20 protein-coding genes are annotated in these 20722 nt (G+C 69.5%); 11 read left to right on the top strand and 9 right to left on the bottom strand.

Features of this window, described 5'->3' with window-relative positions:
- The first annotated feature begins 16 nt into the window (after positions 1–16).
- From ACIA1L_RS18865 to ACIA1L_RS18830, 8 genes are all read left to right on the top strand, one after another.
- Positions 17–568, top strand: a complete 552-nt coding sequence (locus ACIA1L_RS18865; protein ID WP_396074102.1) for a F0F1 ATP synthase subunit B — start codon at positions 17–19, stop codon at positions 566–568.
- On the top strand, positions 565–1386 hold the full coding sequence (locus ACIA1L_RS18860; RefSeq protein WP_396074469.1) for a F0F1 ATP synthase subunit delta: 822 nt from the start codon (positions 565–567) through the stop codon (positions 1384–1386). The genes ACIA1L_RS18865 and ACIA1L_RS18860 overlap by 4 nt, the downstream gene beginning before the upstream one ends.
- 80 nt (positions 1387–1466) lie before the next feature.
- The gene (gene atpA / locus ACIA1L_RS18855; protein WP_396074101.1) at positions 1467–3116 is read left to right on the top strand and encodes a F0F1 ATP synthase subunit alpha; all 1650 of its coding nucleotides are present in this window, start codon (positions 1467–1469) and stop codon (positions 3114–3116) included.
- A gap of 3 nt (positions 3117–3119) precedes the next feature.
- Positions 3120–4049, top strand: a complete 930-nt coding sequence (locus ACIA1L_RS18850; RefSeq protein ID WP_396074100.1) for a F0F1 ATP synthase subunit gamma — start codon at positions 3120–3122, stop codon at positions 4047–4049.
- Positions 4049–5491, top strand: a complete 1443-nt coding sequence (gene atpD / locus ACIA1L_RS18845) for a F0F1 ATP synthase subunit beta (protein ID WP_396074099.1) — start codon at positions 4049–4051, stop codon at positions 5489–5491. Before ACIA1L_RS18850 ends, atpD begins: the two co-directional genes overlap by 1 nt.
- 222 nt (positions 5492–5713) lie before the next feature.
- Positions 5714–6862 (top strand): LCP family protein, encoded by a 1149-nt coding sequence (locus ACIA1L_RS18840; RefSeq protein WP_396074098.1) that lies wholly within the window; start codon positions 5714–5716, stop codon positions 6860–6862.
- 108 nt (positions 6863–6970) lie between these two features.
- Positions 6971–7252, top strand: a complete 282-nt coding sequence (locus ACIA1L_RS18835) for a F0F1 ATP synthase subunit epsilon (RefSeq protein WP_071803832.1) — start codon at positions 6971–6973, stop codon at positions 7250–7252.
- Between the two features lie 9 nt (positions 7253–7261).
- Positions 7262–7726: a DUF2550 domain-containing protein gene (locus tag ACIA1L_RS18830; RefSeq protein ID WP_396074097.1), complete on the top strand. Its 465-nt coding sequence runs from the start codon at positions 7262–7264 to the stop codon at positions 7724–7726.
- Between the two features lie 84 nt (positions 7727–7810).
- On the opposite strand, the gene ACIA1L_RS18825 is transcribed toward ACIA1L_RS18830, so the two are convergent.
- On the bottom strand, positions 7811–8389 hold the full coding sequence (locus tag ACIA1L_RS18825) for a cob(I)yrinic acid a,c-diamide adenosyltransferase (protein WP_396074096.1): 579 nt from the start codon (positions 8387–8389) through the stop codon (positions 7811–7813).
- A gap of 41 nt (positions 8390–8430) precedes the next feature.
- Here ACIA1L_RS18825 and murA point away from each other — a divergent pair, with 41 nt between their 5' ends.
- Positions 8431–9717: a UDP-N-acetylglucosamine 1-carboxyvinyltransferase gene (gene murA / locus ACIA1L_RS18820; RefSeq protein WP_396074095.1), complete on the top strand. Its 1287-nt coding sequence runs from the start codon at positions 8431–8433 to the stop codon at positions 9715–9717.
- A gap of 4 nt (positions 9718–9721) precedes the next feature.
- On the opposite strand, the gene ACIA1L_RS18815 is transcribed toward murA, so the two are convergent.
- On the bottom strand, positions 9722–10078 hold the full coding sequence (locus ACIA1L_RS18815; RefSeq protein WP_396074094.1) for a hypothetical protein: 357 nt from the start codon (positions 10076–10078) through the stop codon (positions 9722–9724).
- Between the two features lie 136 nt (positions 10079–10214).
- On the opposite strand from ACIA1L_RS18815, the gene ACIA1L_RS18810 reads away from it, so the two are divergent.
- Complete coding sequence (locus tag ACIA1L_RS18810; protein WP_396074093.1) at positions 10215–11063, top strand: 3-hydroxyacyl-CoA dehydrogenase family protein; 849 nt, start codon at positions 10215–10217, stop codon at positions 11061–11063.
- Between the two features lie 49 nt (positions 11064–11112).
- On the opposite strand, the gene ACIA1L_RS18805 is transcribed toward ACIA1L_RS18810, so the two are convergent.
- The 4 genes from ACIA1L_RS18805 to ACIA1L_RS18790 are packed head-to-tail and all read right to left on the bottom strand — an operon-like array spanning position 11113 to position 16557.
- Complete coding sequence (locus ACIA1L_RS18805; protein ID WP_396074092.1) at positions 11113–11850, bottom strand: hypothetical protein; 738 nt, start codon at positions 11848–11850, stop codon at positions 11113–11115.
- Complete coding sequence (locus ACIA1L_RS18800; protein ID WP_396074091.1) at positions 11837–14482, bottom strand: FtsK/SpoIIIE domain-containing protein; 2646 nt, start codon at positions 14480–14482, stop codon at positions 11837–11839. The genes ACIA1L_RS18805 and ACIA1L_RS18800 overlap by 14 nt, the downstream gene beginning before the upstream one ends.
- A 57-nt stretch (positions 14483–14539) precedes the next feature.
- Complete coding sequence (locus tag ACIA1L_RS18795) at positions 14540–15922, bottom strand: hypothetical protein (RefSeq protein ID WP_396074090.1); 1383 nt, start codon at positions 15920–15922, stop codon at positions 14540–14542.
- 23 nt (positions 15923–15945) lie between these two features.
- Positions 15946–16557, bottom strand: coding sequence for a DUF4126 domain-containing protein (locus ACIA1L_RS18790; RefSeq protein ID WP_396074089.1), 612 nt, complete (start codon positions 16555–16557; stop codon positions 15946–15948).
- Positions 16558–16636: 79 nt separating this feature from the next.
- On the opposite strand from ACIA1L_RS18790, the gene nucS reads away from it, so the two are divergent.
- Positions 16637–17296, top strand: a complete 660-nt coding sequence (gene nucS / locus ACIA1L_RS18785; RefSeq protein WP_396074088.1) for an endonuclease NucS — start codon at positions 16637–16639, stop codon at positions 17294–17296.
- A gap of 108 nt (positions 17297–17404) precedes the next feature.
- Here the strand turns inward: nucS and ACIA1L_RS18780 are convergent, their stop codons facing one another.
- The 3 genes from ACIA1L_RS18780 to ACIA1L_RS18770 all read right to left on the bottom strand — a co-directional run bounded on the left by ACIA1L_RS18780 (position 17405) and on the right by ACIA1L_RS18770 (position 20636).
- Positions 17405–17611, bottom strand: a complete 207-nt coding sequence (locus ACIA1L_RS18780; protein ID WP_396074087.1) for a DUF397 domain-containing protein — start codon at positions 17609–17611, stop codon at positions 17405–17407.
- An 18-nt stretch (positions 17612–17629) separates the two neighbouring features.
- Positions 17630–18496 carry a helix-turn-helix domain-containing protein gene (locus ACIA1L_RS18775; RefSeq protein WP_396074086.1) on the bottom strand — a complete coding sequence of 289 codons (867 nt, stop codon included), beginning with the start codon at positions 18494–18496 and terminating at the stop codon, positions 17630–17632.
- 640 nt (positions 18497–19136) lie between these two features.
- A complete protein-coding gene (locus ACIA1L_RS18770; protein WP_396074085.1) occupies positions 19137–20636 on the bottom strand; it encodes a DUF6297 family protein in 1500 nt (499 codons plus the stop codon).
- Positions 20637–20722 lie beyond the last annotated feature (86 nt).

Raw genomic sequence — 20722 nt, 5'->3', positions numbered from 1 at the left:
CTTGTTGGGAGGTGTCATGATCACCACTATCTTGGCCGCGGCCGAAGAGGGTGCGAAGCCGCACAACCCGATCATTCCTGTGTGGCAGGAGATCGTGGTCGGGTCCGTGGCTTTCGCGGTGCTCTGCTTCGTGCTGATGAAGTTCGTCTTCCCGCAGATGGAGAAGACGTTCGCGGCTCGGGTTGACGCGATCGAGGGCGGCATCAAGCGCGCCGAGGCCGCTCAGGCTGAGGCGAACGGGCTGCTCGAGCAGTACAAGACGCAACTCGCCGAGGCTCGTACCGAGGCGGCGCGGATTCGTGACGAGGCTCGTGCCGACGCCGAGGGCATCCGTCAGGACGTCCTGGCCAAGGCTCGGGAAGAATCCGACCGCATCATCGCCGCCGGTCGTGAGCAGCTCGCCGCCCAGCGCGAGAGCATCGTGCGGGACCTGCGCTCCGAGGTCGGCACGCTCGCGGTGGACCTGGCCAGCAAGATCGTCGGTGAGTCGCTCGCCGACGAGGCGCGCACCCGGGGCACCGTCGACCGGTTCATCACCGAGCTCGGTGCCGGGACGGGCGGACGCTGATGGCGACCGTCAACCGGGAGTCGTACGCCGCCGCCGCGGAGAAGCTGACCGCGGGTTCGCAGTCGGCGTCCGCCGCGCAGCTCGCCACGATCGCCGACGAGATCCTGTCGGTGGCGCGGTTGCTGCGCGGGGAACCGCGGCTGCGGCGGGCTTTGACCGACCCGTCCCGCAAGGGTGCCGAGCGGGGGGAGCTGTTCCGCTCCCTGCTGGTCGGCAAGCTCAGCGAGACGACGGTCGACGCGCTGGCGACGCTGGCGTCCGGCCGTTGGTCGGCGCCGAACGAGTTGCTCGACGCCACTGAGCGTCTCGGCGTCGACACCGTGCTCGCGTCGGCCGAGAAGGCCGGCACGCTGTCCGAGGTCGAGGACGAGCTGTTCCGCTTCGGGCACGTCGTCTCGGGAAGCCCGCAGCTCGCGGTCACCCTGAGCGACGCGTCTGCCCCGGCTGACCGGCGGGCTAAGCTGGCCGAGGACCTGCTGAAGGGCAAGTCCCAGGCAGCCACCGCCCAGCTCGTGCGGATCGCGCTGGACGGTCTCGGTGGCCGCGGCTTCGAGACCTCGCTGACCAAGCTGGTCGAGCTGACCGCCGCCAAGCGGGACCGTGAGGTCGCGTACGTGACGGCGGCCAAGGTGCTGGACGACGCCGACGAGCAGCGGCTCGCCACCAAGTTGTCCGACATCTACGGCCGGCAGGTGTCGCTGCGGGTCGTGGTCGACCCGAGCATCATCGGCGGCATCAGCGTGCGGGTCGGGTCCGACCTCTACGACGGCACGATCCTGCGGCGACTCAACGAAGCCCGGCAGGCGTTCGCTAAATAGTTACTTCCCCTCGGCGGCGGCGACGCTACCGAAAGCCCTCGGGCGCGGCGACGCCCCGAGCCGACTAGAGAAGGCAGAGGATGGCCGAGCTGACCATCTCCTCGGACGAGATCCGGGGGGCGCTAGAGCGCTACGTCTCGTCCTACACGCCCGAGGTCTCCCGTGAGGAGGTCGGCATCGTCTCCGATGCGGGCGACGGTATCGCGCACGTCGAGGGTCTGCCCTCGACGATGGCGAACGAACTGCTCGAGTTCCAGGACGGCACCCTCGGTGTCGCCCTGAACCTCGACGTCCGCGAGATCGGCGCCGTGGTCCTGGGTGACTTCGCCGGCATCGAAGAGGGGCAGCAGGTCAAGCGGACCGGCCGCGTGCTCTCCGTGCCGGTCGGTGACGCCTTCCTCGGCCGCGTGGTCGACGCGCTGGGCAACCCGATCGACGACCGGGGCGAGATCGCCAACGAGGGCTTCCGCGAGCTGGAGCTGCAGGCGCCGAACGTCATGGCGCGGCAGCCGGTGAAGCAGCCGCTGCAGACCGGCATCAAGGCGATCGACGCCATGACGCCGATCGGCCGCGGCCAGCGCCAGCTGATCATCGGCGACCGCAAGACCGGTAAGACCACGGTCGCGCTCGACACGATCATCAACCAGCGCGCTAACTGGGAGTCGGGCGACCCGGACAAGCAGGTTCGCTGCATCTACGTCGCCATCGGCCAGAAGGCGTCGACGATCGCCAGCATCCGGGGCACCCTGGAGGCGCAGGGCGCGCTGGAGTACACGACCATCGTGGCCTCCCCGGCGTCCGACCCGGCCGGCTTCAAGTACATCGCGCCGTACACCGGCTCGTCCATCGGACAGCACTGGATGTATGCCGGCAAGCACGTCCTGATCGTCTTCGACGACCTGACGAAGCAGGCCGAGGCCTACCGCGCGGTGTCGCTGCTGCTGCGTCGCCCGCCGGGCCGTGAGGCGTACCCGGGTGACGTCTTCTACTTGCACTCCCGCCTGCTGGAGCGCTGCGCGAAGCTCTCCAACGAGCTGGGTGGCGGCTCGATGACCGGCCTGCCGATCATCGAGACGAAGGCCAACGACATCTCGGCCTACATCCCCACCAACGTCATCTCGATCACCGACGGCCAGATCTTCCTCGAGTCGGACCTGTTCGCCTCGGGTGTGCGCCCGGCCATCAACGTCGGCACCTCGGTGTCGCGGGTCGGCGGCTCGGCCCAGGTGAAGGGCATGCGCCGGGTCTCCGGCCGCCTGCGCCTCGACCTGGCCCAGTTCCGTGAGCTGGAGGCCTTCTCGGCCTTCGCCTCCGACCTGGACAAGGCGTCGCGGGCCCAGCTCGAGAAGGGCGTCCGCCTGGTCGAGCTGCTCAAGCAGCCGCAGTACTCGCCGCTGTCCGTGGCCGAGCAGATCGTCGTCATCTGGGCCGGCACCACCGGCCAGCTCGACGACATTCCGGTCGGCGACGTGCGCCGTTTCGAGTCCGAGTTCCTGGACTGGGTCAAGCGGCACCGCAGCGAGACCGTCACCGCCATCGAGAGCAGCGGCCAGCTGTCCGACGAGCAGGTCGAGGTCTTCGAGAAGGCGGTCAAGGAATTCAAGCCGCTCTTCAAGGAGAACGCGGCCACCGGCGGCCCGAACGACGCGCCGGCGACGCCGCTCGCGGCGGGCAGCGAGAGCCGGGAGACCGTCACTCGCGAGGTCCGGTCCTCCTCGGACGAGAAGTAAGCCATGGCCGGTCAGGTACAGGCCCTCCGGCGGCGCATCCGCACCGTCCGGTCGACCAAGAAGATCGCCAAGGCGCAGGAGCTGGTCGCCACCAGTCGCATCGCCAAGGCTCAGGAGCGGGTTGCCGCTTCCAAGCCGTACGCGGAAGCGATCACGCGGGTCCTCACGGCGCTGGCCTCCAACGCGTCGGTGGACAACCCGCTGCTGCAGCCGCGTGAGCGGGTGCGGCGCGCGGGCGTCCTGCTGATCACCAGCGACCGGGGCCTGGCCGGCGCCTACAACGCCAACGCCATCCGCACCGCCGAGCAGCTGATGTCCCGGCTGCGCGAGGACGGCAAGGACGTGGCGCTGTACATCGTCGGCCGTAAGGGCCTCGGGTACTACAAGTTCCGCAACCGGCCGGTCGAGACGAGCTGGACCGGCTTCTCCGAGCGGCCGTCCTTCGAGGACGCTCGGCGGATCGGTGAGTCCCTGCTGGAGGCGTTCGTCGCCGGCGCGGACGACACGGACGAGAGCTTCGGCCCGGACGGCATCCAGGGTGTGGACGAGCTGCACATCGTCAGCACGCAGTTCCACTCGCTCATGACCCAGACGGCAGAGGCGCGCTTCCTGGCGCCGATGCAGGTCGAGGAGAAGGAGCGGGAGCCCGGGCTGCGGCCGGCGTACGAGTTCGAGCCGGAGGCCGAGGAGCTGCTGGACGCGCTGCTGCCGAAGTACCTCAACACGCGGATCTACGCGGCGTTGCTGGACTCGGCGGCGAGCGAGTCGGCGTCGCGGCGCCGGGCGATGAAGAGCGCGTCGGACAACGCGGACGATCTGCTCAAGCGGTACACGCGGGAGATGAACTCCGCGCGTCAGGCCGCGATCACCCAGGAAATCAGTGAAATCGTCGGCGGCGTCGAGGCGCTGTCCGCAGCGGGAAGTGATGTGTGATGACTGCTGTAGCTGAGCCCACCAAGACGGAGACCGGTGTCGGCCGCGTCGTCCGGGTCATCGGCCCGGTCGTCGACGCGGAGTTCCCGCGGGACGCGATGCCCGCGATCTTCAACGCGCTGCACGTCGATGTGACCCTGTCCGAGGGCACCAAGACGCTGACCCTGGAGATCGCCCAGCACCTGGGCGACAACATGATCCGCGCGATCTCGATGCAGCCGACCGACGGTCTGGTCCGCGGCGCCGAGGTGCGCGACACCGGCGCGCCGATCTCGGTGCCAGTCGGTGACATCACCAAGGGCCACGTGTTCAACGCCCTCGGCGAGGTGCTCAACGTGGACCCGTCCACGCTGAACATCACCGAGCGCTGGCCGATCCACCGCAAGCCCCCGGCGTTCGCGGACCTCGAGCCGAAGACCGAGATGCTGGAGACCGGCATCAAGGTGCTCGACCTGCTCGCGCCGTACGTGCGCGGTGGCAAGATCGGCCTGTTCGGCGGCGCGGGCGTGGGCAAGACGGTGCTCATCCAGGAGATGATCATCCGCGTTGCCCGGAACTTCGGTGGTACGTCGGTGTTCGCCGGTGTCGGCGAGCGCACCCGTGAGGGCAACGACCTCATCCTGGAAATGGACGAGGGTGGCGTGCTCGACAAGACCGCGCTGGTCTTCGGCCAGATGGACGAACCGCCGGGCACCCGCCTGCGGGTCGCCCTGACCGCCCTGACCATGGCGGAGTACTTCCGGGACGTCCAGAACCAGGAGGTGCTGCTCTTCATCGACAACATCTTCCGGTTCACCCAGGCCGGTTCCGAGGTGTCCACGCTGCTCGGCCGGATGCCGTCCGCCGTGGGTTACCAGCCGACCCTCGCGGACGAGATGGGTGAGCTCCAGGAGCGCATCACCTCGGTCCGGGGCAAGGCGATCACCTCGCTCCAGGCGATCTACGTGCCCGCCGACGACTACACCGACCCGGCGCCGGCCACCACGTTCGCCCACCTGGACGCGACGACCAACCTCGAGCGGTCGATCTCCGACAAGGGCATCTACCCCGCCGTGGACCCGCTGGCCTCCAGCTCGCGGATCCTGGCGCCCGAGTTCGTCGGTGCCGAGCACTACGCGGTCGCCCGCGAGGTGCAGCGGATCCTGCAGAAGTACAAGGACCTGCAGGACATCATCGCCATCCTCGGTATGGACGAGCTCTCCGAGGAGGACAAGGTCACGGTGCAGCGGGCTCGCCGCATCGAGCGCTTCCTCTCGCAGAACACGTACGCCGCCGAGCAGTTCACCGGCGTTCCCGGCTCGACGGTCCCGCTGAAGGAGACCATCGAGGCGTTCAAGAAGATCTGTGAGGGTGAGTACGACAACTACCCCGAGCAGGCCTTCTTCATGTGCGGTGGTCTCGAGGACCTCGAGAAGAACGCGCACGAGCTGATGAAGGGCTAATTACGCCCGGTTTGTCGACATGGGGCCGCTCCGACTGAGGTCGGGGCGGCCCGATGCGTTTCCTGACGACCGTTATGTCCGTTTATTTCCGCAGTGGCCTGGACCGCAGGACCCGAAGTTTTCTTGGTTTGTTCGGATATCCTTTTGCGGGCCGGCGGGGCGGCACTGCGAGCATGACCTGCGTGATCGCGGAGAGAACCATCGACGGCGGTTGGGGAGCAAGTGGCGCTGAAGAGTAAAGCCGTGGGCGGCGCGCCCAAGGTCAAACGGCGGTCACCGTTGTGGGCGCGACTGTGCGCGATCTTCGGCTGCACGCTCATGGTCCTCAGCGGCGGTGCGCTCATCACCAGTCAGGCCGTCGTGGCCCGCTACGCCGGCGCGGTGGAGACGAAGGACCTCTTCGGCAACTCCCCCGAGAATGGGAAGAAAGAGCCGGTCAGTGACATCAAGGGCCCGCTGAACATCCTGCTCGTCGGCATCGACCCGCGCGACGAGAGCACGCCGCCGCTGTCCGACTCGATCATCGTCGCGCACATCACCAAGGACCTGGACCGGGCGTACCTCTTCTCCATCCCCCGCGACCTGCGGGTGGAGATTCCGGCGTTCCCCAAGGCCGAGTTCCTGGGCAGCACCGAGAAAATCAACTCCGCGATGTCGCACGGCAGCAAGCTCGGCAACGGCAAGCACGACGCGGCGCAGGGCTTCGATCTGCTCGCCAAGACGGTCGGCAAGCTCACCGGCATCAAGGAATTCGACGCCGGGGCGATCATCAACTTCCACGGCTTCAAGGACATCGTCGAGGCCATGGGCGGCGTCACGATGAAGATCGACCAGAACGTGAAGTCGGAGCACCTGCAGCCCAACGGCAAGCCCCGGGACCGGATGGCCGGGTGCGAGTCGCACCAGTGCGAGCACCCGTACATCGGTCCGCAGGCGGAGTACAAGAAGGGCACCTACCACCTGGAGGCATGGCAGGCGCTCGACTACGTCCGCCAGCGCTACGGCCTGCCCAACGGCGACTACGACCGCCAGCGGCACCAGCAGCAGTTCATCCGGGCCATGGCGGACCAGGCGCTCAGCAAGGACGTCGTCACCAACCCCATCAAGCTCGACCAGGTGCTGCGCGCCGCGGGCGACGCGCTGATCTTCGACGGCAACGGGCACAACGTGATCGACTGGGGCCTGGCGCTGCGTAACCTCCGCACCCAGGACATGACGCTGATCAAGCTTCCGGGTGGCGGGCTGATCGAGAACGGCGCGTACCTCGGCGAGCAGCTGGAGCCGTCGGCGAAGGACTTCTTCGCCGCGCTGCAGACCGACTCGGTCTCGTCCTTCCTCGTGGACAACCCGAAATACCTGCAGAAGCAGTAGTGCCCGCTGGAGTGGCGGTTGCCACCCCGGGCATCGGTGTGTCACCCGGTTGTTTAGACTTCACCACCAGAGGAATCGCAAGATTCCGCAGGCTTACAAGGAGACAGCGTGGCCAAGCAGCTGCACGTCCAGGTCGTCGCCGTCGAGGAGAAGGTCTGGTCCGGCGACGCCGAGATGGTCGTCGCGCGGACCACCGAGGGTGAGCTCGGCGTTCTGCCCGGCCACTCGCCGCTCCTCGGCCTGCTCAAGGAGCCGTCCCAGGTGCGGGTCAAGCTCGCGGGCGGTGAGCAGCTCACCTACGACGTTGCCGGTGGCTTCCTCTCCGTCGACGCGGACGGCGTGACAGTCCTCGCCGAGAGCGCGACCGCCGCCACCCCCGACGCGCACTGATCACTTGCGATGCGGGTTCTGTTGACCGTCGGAATCTGCGTCGCCGCGCTGCTCGTCCTCCTCTCCGCAGTCTTCATCCGCCGCCGCCTCATCATGGGCGGCGGCGGCACCATTCGCCTCCAGGTCCGGGTCAGCACGATGGTCCCGGGTCGAGGCTGGTCGTCGGGGGTCGGCCAGTTCGTCGGTGACGAGCTCCGGTTTCACCGCTTCTTCAGCCTGGCCTTTCGCCCTAAGCGCGTCCTCAACCGCCGGGCCATGACGGTGCACAGCCGCCGGTCGCCCGAAGGGCCCGAGCGGATGACCATGGGGGACCGCTGGGTCGTCCTGGTGTGCCGCCAGGCCGGCATCGACCTCGAGATCGCCATGGCCGGATCGACCGTCACCGGTTTCCTGTCCTGGCTCGAAGCAGGCCCGCCCGGTCAGCCGGGCAGCGTGGCACCTCGCCCAGCCAGCACCCCTCGCCCCGCGGAGTAGGCCCACTCCGTCGTTTGATGGCGAACCAGCGCACGCCCAGCCGCCCGGCGTAACACCACGCTCGAGCGGCAGGCGTGGCAAAGCTCAGGAGGCGGTGCCGCCGGGGACCCACTTGACGTCGCCGCCGGGGCCGTTGGCCGTACGGGCCAGGATGAACAGCAGGTCCGACAGGCGGTTCAGGTACTTCGCCGGCAGTGGTCCGGTGCGCTCCGGATCGGCTTCGACCAGGGTCCACGCCGCACGTTCCGCGCGCCGCGCCACCGTACGGGCCACGTGCAGCAGCGCCGCGCCGGCTGTGCCACCGGGCAGGACGAAGGAGTCGAGCGCCGGCAGCTGCTCGTTGTATTCGTCGCACCAGCCTTCGAGGCGGGTCACGTACGACTCTTTGACCCGCAGCGGCGGGTACGGCGGGTCGTCGCTCAGCGGGTTGCACAGGTCGGCGCCCACGTCGAAGAGGTCGTTCTGCACGGCGGTCAGCACGCTGCGGACGTCCGGCGGCAGGGCGCCGAGGGCGAGCGCCACGCCCAGGGCGGCGTTGCACTCGTCGACGTCGGCGTACGCGACGATCCGCGGGTCGGTCTTGGCAGCCACCTCGTTGTTGCCGAGGCGGGTGGATCCGGCGTCGCCGGTGCGGGTGTAAATGCGGGTGAGATGCACGGCCATGCGCCCCACCCTACGGAGTTGGCCGGGCTGCGCCCCATACGATGGCCCGCGTGGATGTCATCAGGGTCAAGGGCGGCGCGCGTCTGTCGGGCGACGTCACGGTGGTCGGCGCGAAGAATTCTGCGCTGAAGCTGATGGCGGTTGCGTTGCTCGCCGAGGGCCGGACCGTCGTGGCGAACGTTCCGCGGATCACCGACGTTGCGATCATGGGCGAGGTGTTGCGCCGGCTGGGCTGCGGGGTGGCTTTCGACGGCGGTGAGGCGCTGATCGACGTGCCGGGGGAGCCGGGTGCGGAGGCGGACTACGACCTGGTCCGGCGGCTGCGGGCCTCGATTTGTGTCCTCGGGCCGCTGCTCGCGCGGCGCGGTTACGTCCGGGTGGCGTTGCCGGGCGGCGACATGATCGGTTCGCGTGGCCTGGACATGCACGTGTCCGGCCTGTCGCGGCTGGGCGCGGAGATTTCCGGCGAGCACGGGTACGTCATCGCGTCGGCGCCGGCCGGACTGCGGGGCGCGAAGATCTGGCTGGACTTCCCGAGCGTCGGTGCCACCGAGAACATCCTGATGGCCGCGGTGCTCGCCAAGGGTGTCACCGAGATCGACAATGCGGCCCGGGAGCCGGAGATCGTCGACATCTGCGAGATGTTGGTGTCGATGGGCGCCCGGATCGAGGGCGCCGGAACGTCGACGCTGACGATCGAGGGCGTGGACTCGCTGCGGCCGGTGCGGCACGCCACCATCGGCGACCGGATCGTGGGCGGCACCTGGGCGTTCGCGACCGCGATGACCCGCGGTGACGTGACCGTGCACGGCGTTCGACCGGAATACCTGCACGTCGCGCTGGACAAACTGGTGTCGGCGGGCGCGGTGGTCGAGCCGGGCGACAACCTTTTCCGGGTACGCATGGACGACCGCCCCCGCGCCGTCGACATCGTCACGTTGCCCTACCCGGGATTTGCCACCGACCTGCTGCCGATGGCGCTGGGGCTGGCGGCGGTGAGTGCCGGCTCGTCGATGATCACGGAGAACATCTTCGACGGGCGGTTCATGTTCGTGAACGAGATGGTGCGGCTCGGGGCGGACATCCGTACCGATGGTCATCATGCGGTGACGAACGGCCGGGAGCGGCTTTCCGGGGCGCCGGTGCGGGCGACCGATATCCGGGCCGGTGCGGGTCTGGTGATCGCGGGTCTGTGCGCTGACGGGGTCACCGAGGTCGGTGAGGTGCACCACATCGATCGGGGCTACCCGGATTTCGTGGCGGACCTGGCGAAGCTCGGTGTCGAGGTGGAGCGGGCTGTGGTCACCGAGCCCACCTTCGACTTCTGAGGTGTCAGACGGCGGGGGAGCCACCGACCAGGCGCCGGGCTTCCTCGACCGCCTCGGGAAAGACCAGCACGATGAGCCGGCCGTCGGGGCGGGTGGCTGAGGTCGACCGGATGCCGGCCGCTCTCAGCAGGGCGCGAATCTCTTCGGCTATCACGGGGTCGCGGGTCGCCGCCGCGGGGCAGAGCAGGCCGTAGTCGTCGCCGTGGTCGAAGATGGCGAGCCCGTCGTAGAGCTCGCGGAGCGGGTCATCCACGGCGCGGGTCCATTGCAACCCCATCCGCCAGAAGATCGCGCCGAGGAATCCGACGAGGGCGACGGCGATGAAGGGCCCGAGGAGGTACCAGCCGTCGCTTGGTGGCATGCGCACAGTCTGGCAAAGCTGGAACCGGTTTTCTGGTGATTTGACCCGATAGAGAGCCCTGAGCCTTCGTTAAGGGATGCCGCTAGTCTGGGGGCACGCTCGACGATGAGTGAGACACACAGAAGGAGAGGCACACATGGCGGGTCGGCTCGCGGTCATCGGCTCCGGTCTGATGGGTTCCGGTATCGCCCAGGTGGCGGCGCAGGCGGGATGGCAGGTCACCATGCGTGACCTGGACGAGGCCTCCCTGCAGCGCGGCGTCTCGGCGATCAAGGACTCGCTCGGTCGATTCGCCGCCAAGGGCAAGATCACGCAGGAGGACGCGGACGCGACCATCGGTCGGATCAGCACCACGACCGAGCTGGAAGCGGCCGCCGACGCCGACGTCGTGGTCGAGGCGATCTACGAAAAGCTCGAGGCCAAGCACGACGTCTTCCGGGTGCTGGACAAGATCTGCAAGCCCGGCGCGGTGCTCGGCACCAACACCTCCGCCATCCCGATCACCCAGATCGCCGCGGTCACCTCGCGGCCGGAGTCGGTCGTCGGCATCCACTTCTTCTCGCCGGTGCCGATGATGAAGCTCGTCGAGCTGGTCCGCGGCTACCAGACCTCGGACGAGACGCTGGCCGCGGCCCGCAACTTCGCCGAGGAGCTGGGCAAGACCTGCGTCGAGGTCAACCGGGACGTCGCCGGCTTCGTTTCCAACCGGCTCTTCTCCGCGCTGCTCGTCGAGGCGATCAGCCTGGTCGAGTCCGGCGTGGTCTCCGCCGCCGACCTGGACACCGTGATGAAGCTGGGCTTCGGTCACACCATGGGCCCGCTCGCCACCCTGGACATGACCGGCCTCGACGTCATGCTCAACGCCGCGGGCAACATCTACCGCGACACCGGCGACCCGAAGTTCTTCCCGCCGGAGCTGCTGCAGCGCATGGTCACCGCGGGCGACCTCGGCCGCAAGACCGGCAAGGGCTTCTACACGTACTGACGCACGACGCTCAGGCCCGGCGGTCGACGACCGCCGGGCCTGATGCACGTCAGCGGGTCGACGCGAACGTCACCGACAGCAGCGTGGCCGCGATCATGCCGCCGAGCAGGGTCAGCCCGATGCCGCCGATGTCGAGCCGGGCTCGCAGCCGCCGGTGCGCGATCAACGCCCCGATGGGCACCCCCGCGGATGGCGCCACCAGGAACGCCAGCCAGCCGAGTCCCCGAATCACCGCCCCGCCCGGCATCGTCGAGCTGCCCACCGTCACCAGCCCGGCCGCCACCAGCCCGGTCAGCGCCGCGGCCAGCGCACCCAGCAGCGGCAACAGTGGCAGCATCCACCGCGGCAGGGACCGGCGCGCGGGCGGGCGTACGGTGAGGTCGATGCGCCCCGCAGCCCGTTCCAACAGCGTCCGGGCCGACTGCCGCGGCACGGGCGCCATGGCCGTGGAGCCGGGCGACTGTTCCAACGCGACGCGGGGCAGCGCCTCGACCGCGGCGGGGTCCGGCACCTCGCCCAACGCACGCACCCGCATGCCGGGCGCCCGGCGCAGCTGGTCCCACAACCGCCCGGCCTCACGGTCCACATCGAGCACCTGAGCGGCGGCAGCGCCGGCCCAGCGATCGGCGGCGGCCGCGTCGCCCTCGGCCCGGGCCAGCTCGCCGGCGGCCTGCGCCGCGCTCGACTGATAGGCCTGCTCGGCGTTCTCCAGCTCCGAGTCCCGCCGCCGGGCAACGTCGGCGAGCGCGCTCATCATCAGCTGGTAGTCGCGGTCACGTGTGGTCACTGTTCACCTCGTACGGGATGATCACTTCCGGATGACGGTGCACCGAGCGGTCGAAGAACAGGGCCCGGCGCTTGCGCGGGTACCAGAGTGGACCGCCGGGCTGCGGTGACAGCGGGCTGAGCTCCGCGCCCTGCACATCCAGGGCCACCCAGGCGCCGATGGTGTCCAGTCGGGCGCCGATGCCGCCCAGGTCGTCACGCAGTCGGGGCACCGAACGCCACCAGCCGAGCACGTGCACCCGCTCCTCCGGGCCGTCGGTGAGCAGGCCACGCAGCCGCTCCCGGTACGCCGGCCCGGCCGCGTCGAACGCGTACCCGAGCACGTAATGCGGGATGCCGTCCGGGGCGGTGCCGGCGAACAGCTCGTCGAGGTCGCCGGGGCCGTACCAGTCGGCCTGCGGTAGTTCCGCGATGAGCCGGGCCGCGGCCCGCTCGGCGCCCGGGTCCAGGCAGGCGACGCTGAATCGCGCCGGCCCCTGCGCCGCGAGTGACAGCGCGGCCGCCGCGAGCACGTCACAAGCCTCGTCCGTACGGGTGCCCAGCACCGCCAGGTTGCGCCCTGGCATCCGCCCCAGCCGCAGCCGGGCGGGTCGGGCGGCCACGTCGATCCGCTCGCCGAGCACCGCACCGGGCGACGAGCCGACGTCGGCGCTGCTGTCCGGCACCCGCCCCGCGGGCCGGTACGCCTCCGGCAGCCGCGGCACGGCGTCACCGTCGAACAGGCGCGGCGGCGTACACGTCTCGGGCCGTTCTTGCCAGAGCTTGCGTTGCAGGGGCCGCCACACGGCCCGGTCGCTGGCGTCCGGCAGGCGGACGACGTGGTTGGCGCCGGCCACGCCGGAGTCGGCGTTGACGACCGCGTGGAAGCGGGGGATGACCGCGGCGGCCAGGTTGGCGTCAGCCAGGATGCGCCGCGCCTTGGGCAGCGCGATCCGCAGCGTGAACTGTCCGATCAGGCCGGAACGACCCCACAGCGCCTCGATCCCGGACACGTCCTGACTGGCGAGCACCAGGTGGATGCCCTGGGAGCGGCCGCGCCGAGCCAGGTCCTCCAGCAGCGTCACGGCTTCCTCGGCGAGCGCGTCGCGGCCGGCGAGCAGCACCTGGAACTCGTCGATGACCGCGACGATGCGCGGCCACTGCCCGCCCGGGTCCTCGGCGCGCAGTTCGGCGAGTTTCGTGGCCTCGTACCGTTTCGCGGCCTGGGCCCGCAGCCGCAACTCCTCGCTGAGATGGCGCAGCATCGCCAGGCCGAACTCGCGGTCGCCGTTGACGTTGATGCCCGCGAGCCGGACCTGCGGCAGCCAGCTGGGGTCGCGCGGGGAGGGCGTGAACCGGGCGAACGACACGCCTTCCTTGAAGTCGAGCAGGTAGAGGGCCAGTTCGTCGGGGCCGTAGCGGGCGGCGAGCGACCCGATCCACGCGTAGATCAGGTTGGTCTTGCCGGAGCCGGACGGCCCGCCGATCAGGGCGTGCGGCGGGTCGTCGCCGAGCGGCACGGAGATCAGCGACCCGTCGGTGCTGTCGCCGATCGGGGCGACCAGCCCGGGCGCGGACGATTCGGTCCAGATCTTGTCGGGCGTCAGGTCGGCGAAGCTCGCCGGCGGCGGTCCCTCGCGCAGTCGCTCCGCGGTGGTCCGGCAGAAGCCAGCGATCCGTTCGGCCACGGGCGGTGCGTCGAGCGTGACTTCCAGACCGCCGGTGGTGTCGCTGGCCGCCGTTTCGCCGCGCACGGTGATGCGCTCCACCGTGGGATGCGGCGCCAGCTCCAGACCCCGGACCACCAGGTGTACGCCGCAAGCGACGCCCGTGCGCACCACGCGGTCGAGCTGGGCGCGTTGGGCGTCGCTCAGGTCGCCGGGCCGTTCCGGGTCGAACAGCAGCACCACGACCCGCCACGGCTCGGGGCGGGGGCCGGTGGTGGCGGCGGTGAGGTCGGCCAGGGAGACGTACTCGCCGGCCAGCACGGTCTCGTTGACCCGGCAGATGTGCTCGACCAGCTCGTCGAGCATCGCGCCGACCCCGCCGGGGCTGACGAAGGACAGCAGTCCGGCGTTGCCCAGCGGCGCGAACGCGGCCAGTGTGCCGCCGAGCTGTTCGGGGTCGTACACGCTGAGCCGGATGTCGCCGGGGCGGGTGGTGCCCAGGGCGCGCAGCAGCAGCCCGGCGATGACGCCGTCCACGCCGGACGCGTCGCCAAGCACATTGACGTGGGCGTGGTCCAGGAACGGCACCAGGGCGGGCAGTTTGGTGCGCTCCTCGCCCGCCTCGTACGCGACCGTCCCGATCCGCAGCATCCCGGGCCGACCGACCCGATCGGGTTCGGTGGGCGTCCAGTACCGCCACGACGTCCCGGCCGCGCCCGACGCCGTGAGGGCGGCCAGCGACTCGACGTTGCGGGTCAGCGTGGTCGCCTCGGTCTGCGTCCGGCGCAGGATGTCCTGGCGGGCGTGGTCGCGCGCCTCGGCGAGCTGCGCGAGGCACGTCGAGTACGCGTCCCGGATCAGCTTTTTCCGGCGCTGGGCATCATTGCGAGCCGACTCGGCGGCGGCGAGCACCGCACGTGCGGTGCCGCGTGCCTCGGCCAGCTCCTGCCGGACGACGGCGACCAGCGCGTTGCGGTGGCTACCCACTCAACCCCCCGGAATCCACGTGGGGGGATTTTAGCCATTATGCAGGGTTTGCCGACCTTATGGGCGGCGTGTCGTATTCGAACGGTCCACGAGGGCTACCGCACGCACCCCGGAAACCGCCCGGGTGAGCCAGCGCGGATCGGTAGCCACCAGGTCCCGCCACAGCCGATCGGCGACCAACTCCGCGCCCTCTCTCACCCACTGCTCCAGCGACTCCGGCGGCACCTGCCCGCGGAACCACTCGACGGCCCGTACGGCGTCGCGGTCCAACCCGTCCGTCCGAGGATCACGGTCGTACGGCCGCAACCCCAGCACCCGGCAGAAATGCAACGCGTTGTAATGCCGCCACTGCGCGGTGGTGTCGAACCCCACCGCAGGCTTCAGCTCCCGCACCTGCTCCACCAGCACCGCCCGCAGCTCGACCGCCCGCACCAACGACTGCTCCGCCGCCCCCGCGCCGCGCGTGTGCAGCCGGCGTTCCACCGTGGGCAGTTCCACCAACGGGCTGCGCAGGAGTCGGGCCACGTCGCCGATATCGTCCAGCGCGCGCCGCGTCAGCCGCCGGAACTCGTCCTCGTCCAAAGCGATCAGCCGGTGCCGTTCCCGCCGCCGCGGTAGCGCCTCAGCCGCCATCAACAACTCGGCCCGATCCCGACGCAGCCGATCCTGGTGCAGAAAGGCGACCCGATCCAGCACGGTCCGCATCGGGCCCGGCAGCCCCGCCGCACCCAACACCACCGCGATCAGCACAAACTGCGGCACGATCACCGCAGCCGTCCGCGGCGCGGCGAGCATCGTCAACGTCGCCGGCCCGGCACAGAGCAGCACCGCCGCCGCGGCCGCGACGAACGACCGGCGCAGGTCGGGGGCCAGCCGTTCCCCAGCCTCCACCGCATCCGCAACGGCCACGAGAAACCCGAAGAGCACCAGATCGAGACCGATGGCGACGAGGACCGGCTCCGCCGGCCCCAGATCACCGGAAGCCAGCAGTACGCCGAGACTCGCGGCGTACAGCACCGCGGTAGCGGCCAGGGCGGCCGGAAGCGGATGCGGACGGACCTGGCCCCGGTGCAGCAGGAGCAGAACCATCGCCCCGATCAGCGGCGCCACGACGACCAGCTTGCCCAGGCCCGGCAGTGCCACGGCCAGACCCAGGAACACGGGGACAGCAGCCGCCCAGCCAAGCTCGGCCCGCCGCCGCTCCGGCACGCCCGGCGGCAACAACGCGGTCGCCACCCCGGCCCAACACAACGCCGGCACGCAGAGCAACACCTCAGCCGCGACGGAACCGGGGGCCACACTCCACACCGCGACGGCCACCGCGTACGCCCCCAGCGCCCCGGCGGCACGCCACAACAGCGCACGGGACGGGTCCCGCGCCACGAGGTAACACCCCAGCCACCACGTCAGAGCGAAGGCGGGTACGGCGACAGCGGGCACCGGGGCAGTCAACCAAACCGGCGCTACTGCCGGACAGCCTCGACCGGCACGCGTGCCCTCTTACGCCGCCGCCGTCGCCTGATCACCCATATGGCGCAAAGAACGAACGCCACCAGCGCGATCAAGACCAGCGCTGGCAGCAGGATCGCCAGCACCGACAGGACGACACTGGAGATGTCCTCGGCCGTACTGACCACCGGAGCGCCGACCCCGGCGGTGGTGGCGTTGACCACCGGGCGGGAAGCGGCCTTGAGACCGTGCACCGCAAGCGCGATCAGCACCCCCGCGGCCACCGGCACCCACTGATGTGAGCCGAAGAACGCGGCCGGATCGGACACGGTGACGGTCTCGGACGCCGACCCCGCGCCGAACGCCAGCCCACCCGCGGTAGGCCGGATCACCGTCTGCACCACATCGTTGATGTGGTCCACCACCGGCACCTTGTCGGCGACCACCTCCACCGCCAACAGCAGCGCAAGGATGAGCAGCACCCAACCGTCCGACAGCCACTGCCACCCCGCCGGCAACTCGACAGCGCTCGTCCACCGCGCCAGAGCACCCAACGTCAACAACGGAATGTACGCATTCAGCCCGGCGGATGCGGACAGCCCGCCACCGGTGAGCACCTCGACCACGACCTCAGCATGACACCGCCACGCTCGCCCCACCGCGTGCGGTTCATCGCTCGACGCGGCCGGACGCTACCCTTCTGCGGTGCGTCTGGTCATCGCGAAATGCTCCGTCGACTATGTCGGCCGCCTATCCGCCCACCTGCCACCCGCCGTGCGCCTGCTCATGGTGAAGGCCGACGGGTCGGTGTCCATCCACGCCGACGACCGCGCCTACAAGCCGCTGAACTGGATGAGCCCACCCTGCAAACTGCAGGAGGCGCCCGGCGTGTGGAAAGTGGTCAACAAAGCGGGCGAGGAGCTGCGGATCACCCTCGAGGAGATCTTCCAGGACACCTCGTACGACCTCGGCATCGACCCCGGCCTGGTCAAGGACGGCGTGGAGGCGCACCTGCAGGAGCTCCTCGCCGCCCACCCGGAAACTTTCGGCGAAGGCTGGACCCTGGTCCGCCGCGAATACATGACAGCGATCGGCCCGGTCGACCTGCTCTGCCGCGACGCCGCCGGCAAAGCGGTAGCTGTCGAAATCAAGCGCCGCGGTGAGATCGACGGTGTCGAACAGCTCACCCGCTACCTGGAGCTGATGAACCGCGACCCCCTGCTCGCGCCTGTGCAGGGCGTCTTCGCGGCCCAGGAGATCAAGCCGCAGGCCCGCGTGCTGGCTACCGACCGCGGCATCCGCTGCGTCGTCGTCGACTACGACAAGCTGCGCGGCATGGACCGCAACGAACTCACCCTCTTCTGACCGGAACTCTGAGTGTTCCCATCAGCCGAGAAATTAGCGTCGGTTTCTCTGCGGTCCGACAAAGAGGGCACCCATCCAAAGATCGGGCGCCCTTAAGTCGATGATTCGTCAGCCTCGGGTGAATTCCCCATCCTTGGCTCCCTCGATGAATGCCGCCCACTGGCTGGGTGCGAACATCAGCACTGGCCCCATAGGGTTTTTGCTGTCGCGTACGGCGACGGTTGCGGTGAGCTGGGCGACTTCCACGCAGTTGCCGTTTGCGCCACTCCGGGCGCTTTTGCGCCAATTAGCGTTTCTCAAACCTGAAGCTTTCACTGTCCCACCTCCTTGCCGTCAGTCTAAGTCGATCAAGCTCGTCAGGAGCCTTCGGGAATCGGCCACGTTCAGCGCGGCTGCCCGGAGTTGGTCGAACATCTCGGCGTACCGTCGGACGTCTCCCTCTTTCTCCAGGTAGAGGGCGCCAGCCATGTTCTCGATGTACACCAGCTCTGGGTCTGCAGCGTCGGGGAAGTCCATGACGGCGAAGGCGCCGTGCATCCCTGGGTGCGCACCGACTGTGTACGGCAGCACCTGGAAGGTGATGTGTGGTTGGTTGGTCGTCTCGGCTAGGTGCCGAAGCTGGCCGTCCATCAATTCAGCCCCGCCAACGGTCCGGTGCAAGACCGCCTCATCAACGATCACCCACAACTTGAGCGGATCGTCCTTCGTGATCGACGCTTGGCGCTGCACGCGGGTCTCAACTCTTTGCTGAATTTCGTTGTCACTGGCGTAAGGCAAGCTGGCGGTGACGACCGCGCGGGTGTACCCATCGGTCTGCAGCAAGCCGGGCACGAACAGTGATTCGTAGTTGCGGACACTTCGGGCCTCGGACTCGAAGCTGATGTAGGTGGTGTACTCCTCCGGCAGCTCGGACTCGTAGGCCTGCAGCCATCCCAATTGAGTGGCTTGCTTGGATAGCTCGACCAGCGCGGCGCGGCGTGCGGGGTCGGTTACCTCGTATTTATCGAGCAGTGTCAACAGGGTGCGTCGCTGGGGTCGAGCTTTGGCGGTCTCGATGCGGTACAAGGTGGCGCTGTTGATGTTTGTCTGCTCGGCTGCATCTTCCCGCGTAAGGCCTGCTGCCTGACGGAGGTTGCGAAGCTCGCTGGCCAACCGGCGAAGCCGGACAGTCGGGGGCTGACGACGCGATGGCAACTCCAACTCCTTTGCTCCGCTGTCTCTGAAGTCTGCCGGACTTGCGCACGCTTCTCGGAAGCGGGGGTGATGCGCGTAGATCAGGCGAACGCAAGTCTTGCGTTCTCAGTAGAACGGGAGCAGTGTGAACGAAAGCACGGCTTGCGCTTCGAGCGATCGGTGCACCACTGATCGATGAGTGAGCTGTATCGGGCTCGTCGGCCGCAGGAAAACTGGAAGGGGCCGAGGTATGGGCTTTGCTGTCGCGGCGGCACTGCTAATGGGTTTCCTGATAGGGCTGTTCGCCTTCAAGGTCAAGGCCCGGTGGTGTCCCCACTGTGGAGCCGGCACCGTGCCGTTCGACCAGCGGGACTGGGGCGAACGTCGATGAGTGCGCCGTTGAGTGAGGACGAGGTAGACCGTCTGCAGGACAAGTTGGTCGAGCACGGCTCGGTGTGGGGCGCGAGCAACTGCCGGCTTTGTGGCGTGGCCCGCTGTGAGATTTGGGTCGAGACCTGGGACCGGCTTGCCGTTGGCGGCGCACTCATGGTCGACCCTTCCCGACTCCCGCCGAAGCCTCCAGAGCGGCGACCATGAAACGCGACTACGCACCAGCGGTGTACGTCCACGGGGCCACCTGCGCGGACGCGCCGAAGTCCGTGCGCGGCTACGAGCCGCTCAGTTCGACCCGGTCCTTCGTGGTGGTGCCGCTGACGTAGGCGCGGGCGCCGAAGACGCCGACAGCGGCCTGGACCAGGACGCCCGTCCAGGTCAGGGGCTCGCCCTGGGCGATCTGCACGATGGTGGGTAGGCCGAGGAGCAGCACGTCCAGGCCGGCGACTGCTGCGAGGACCGGCCCGGTCGCCACTGAGCCCATCGGGGTGTCCAGCGGCGTGAGGGAGTTGTCGACGAAGCCGGTGCGTCCCTTGCGGACCGCTGCCACCGCGCCGATCGGGCCGACGGCGAGGCCCAGCGCCCACCATGGGCCGGCGGCCAGGTGGCCCAGGGCGTGCAGCAGGGTGAGGGCGGCGGCGTACCAGAGGGCGGCCAGCACGCCCGGCACCCAGAGGCGGTGGAGGACCACGGTGCGCGAGCTGAGGCCGAGCATGCGCAGCATCCACGGGTTGCCCGCGTCGGTGCGCAGGCTGGCGGCGGTGGCGCCGGCGGCGAGGAGGCCCGCGGCGAGCGTGGCGACTCCGAGAACCCAGGCGGGGGCGCCGCCGAGCAGGGCCGGCAGTGGGGTGGCCGCAGCCAGCCACAGCACGCGTCGGGGGCGCCGGCGCAGCACCAGCAGATCTTGGGCGACCAGCACCGGAAGCCGGGTCGACAGGCGGGCGGACGTCAGCTTTCGGCGCGCCCAGTAGCGGCGCTCGACCATTTCGGTGACGAAGGACGGTTCCATTCCGTACGCGGAATCCCAGAGGGTGCCGGCCGTGCGGGAGGCGTCCAGGACTCGGTGGTTCGGGACGCGGGCTAATCCGCGTACGGAAACCAGCAGGAATGTCGTCACGACCAGCGCGAGGGCGACGGTGGCACCGGCCACGACGGGCAGGGCGGGCCAGCGGTGCACCGTGCCGGGCGTGGCCCCGGCCGAGTGGGCGACCAGACCGCCGAGGCCGGCGGCGAGCAGCAGGTAGGCGAGGTCGTCGGATCGGTTCGACCACCAGCGGTCCGTTTGCGCGGCGAGCGCCACGAGCAGCAGCGCGACGCCGGTGAGGGCGCCGAGCAGTGGCAGCAGCGTCGCGGTCTGCGGGACAGGGCGGGCCGTGGCGTGCCCGAGGATGGCGAGGCCGCCCAGCGCGCCGGCTACCGCCGCGCCGGCCGCGGCGGCCAGGAGCGGGGGCAGGAGCAGACGGCGTCGGCCGACCGGGGCGGTGAGCAGCCAGGATGCTGCCGGTCGGCTGAGCCCGAGGGGGCCGATCTTGCGCAGCAGGAGATAGACGGTGCCCGTCAGTGCTGCCGTGAGGGAGGCACCGACCAGCGCCGAACCCTGCACGGAGCTCGGCCAGACGACGGCGGTGACCTGTTTGTGCAGAATGCCGCCGACGACCGCGATGAACAGCACCGCGAAGTAGACGTTGCCCAGCGTTTCGCCGCGCTCGCGATGTGCCGACTGGGTGCGGCGCACCCACCGGCGGACTCCCGCGACGGCGACCGTGGTGGTCACTGGTGGACCCTCCTCTCTACGGGACTTGAGAAGGTGCCCGTGGTTAGATGCCGGTGAGAGCCGGGGTGACGGCCCGTGGTGGTCGC

The sequence above is a fragment of the Actinoplanes sp. NPDC051859 genome, assembly GCF_044452725.1.
Classification (GTDB): Bacteria; Actinomycetota; Actinomycetes; order Mycobacteriales; family Micromonosporaceae; genus Actinoplanes.
The sequence above is the reverse complement of the archived record's forward strand: the minus strand, read 5'-3'. Positions and strand labels throughout refer to the sequence as shown.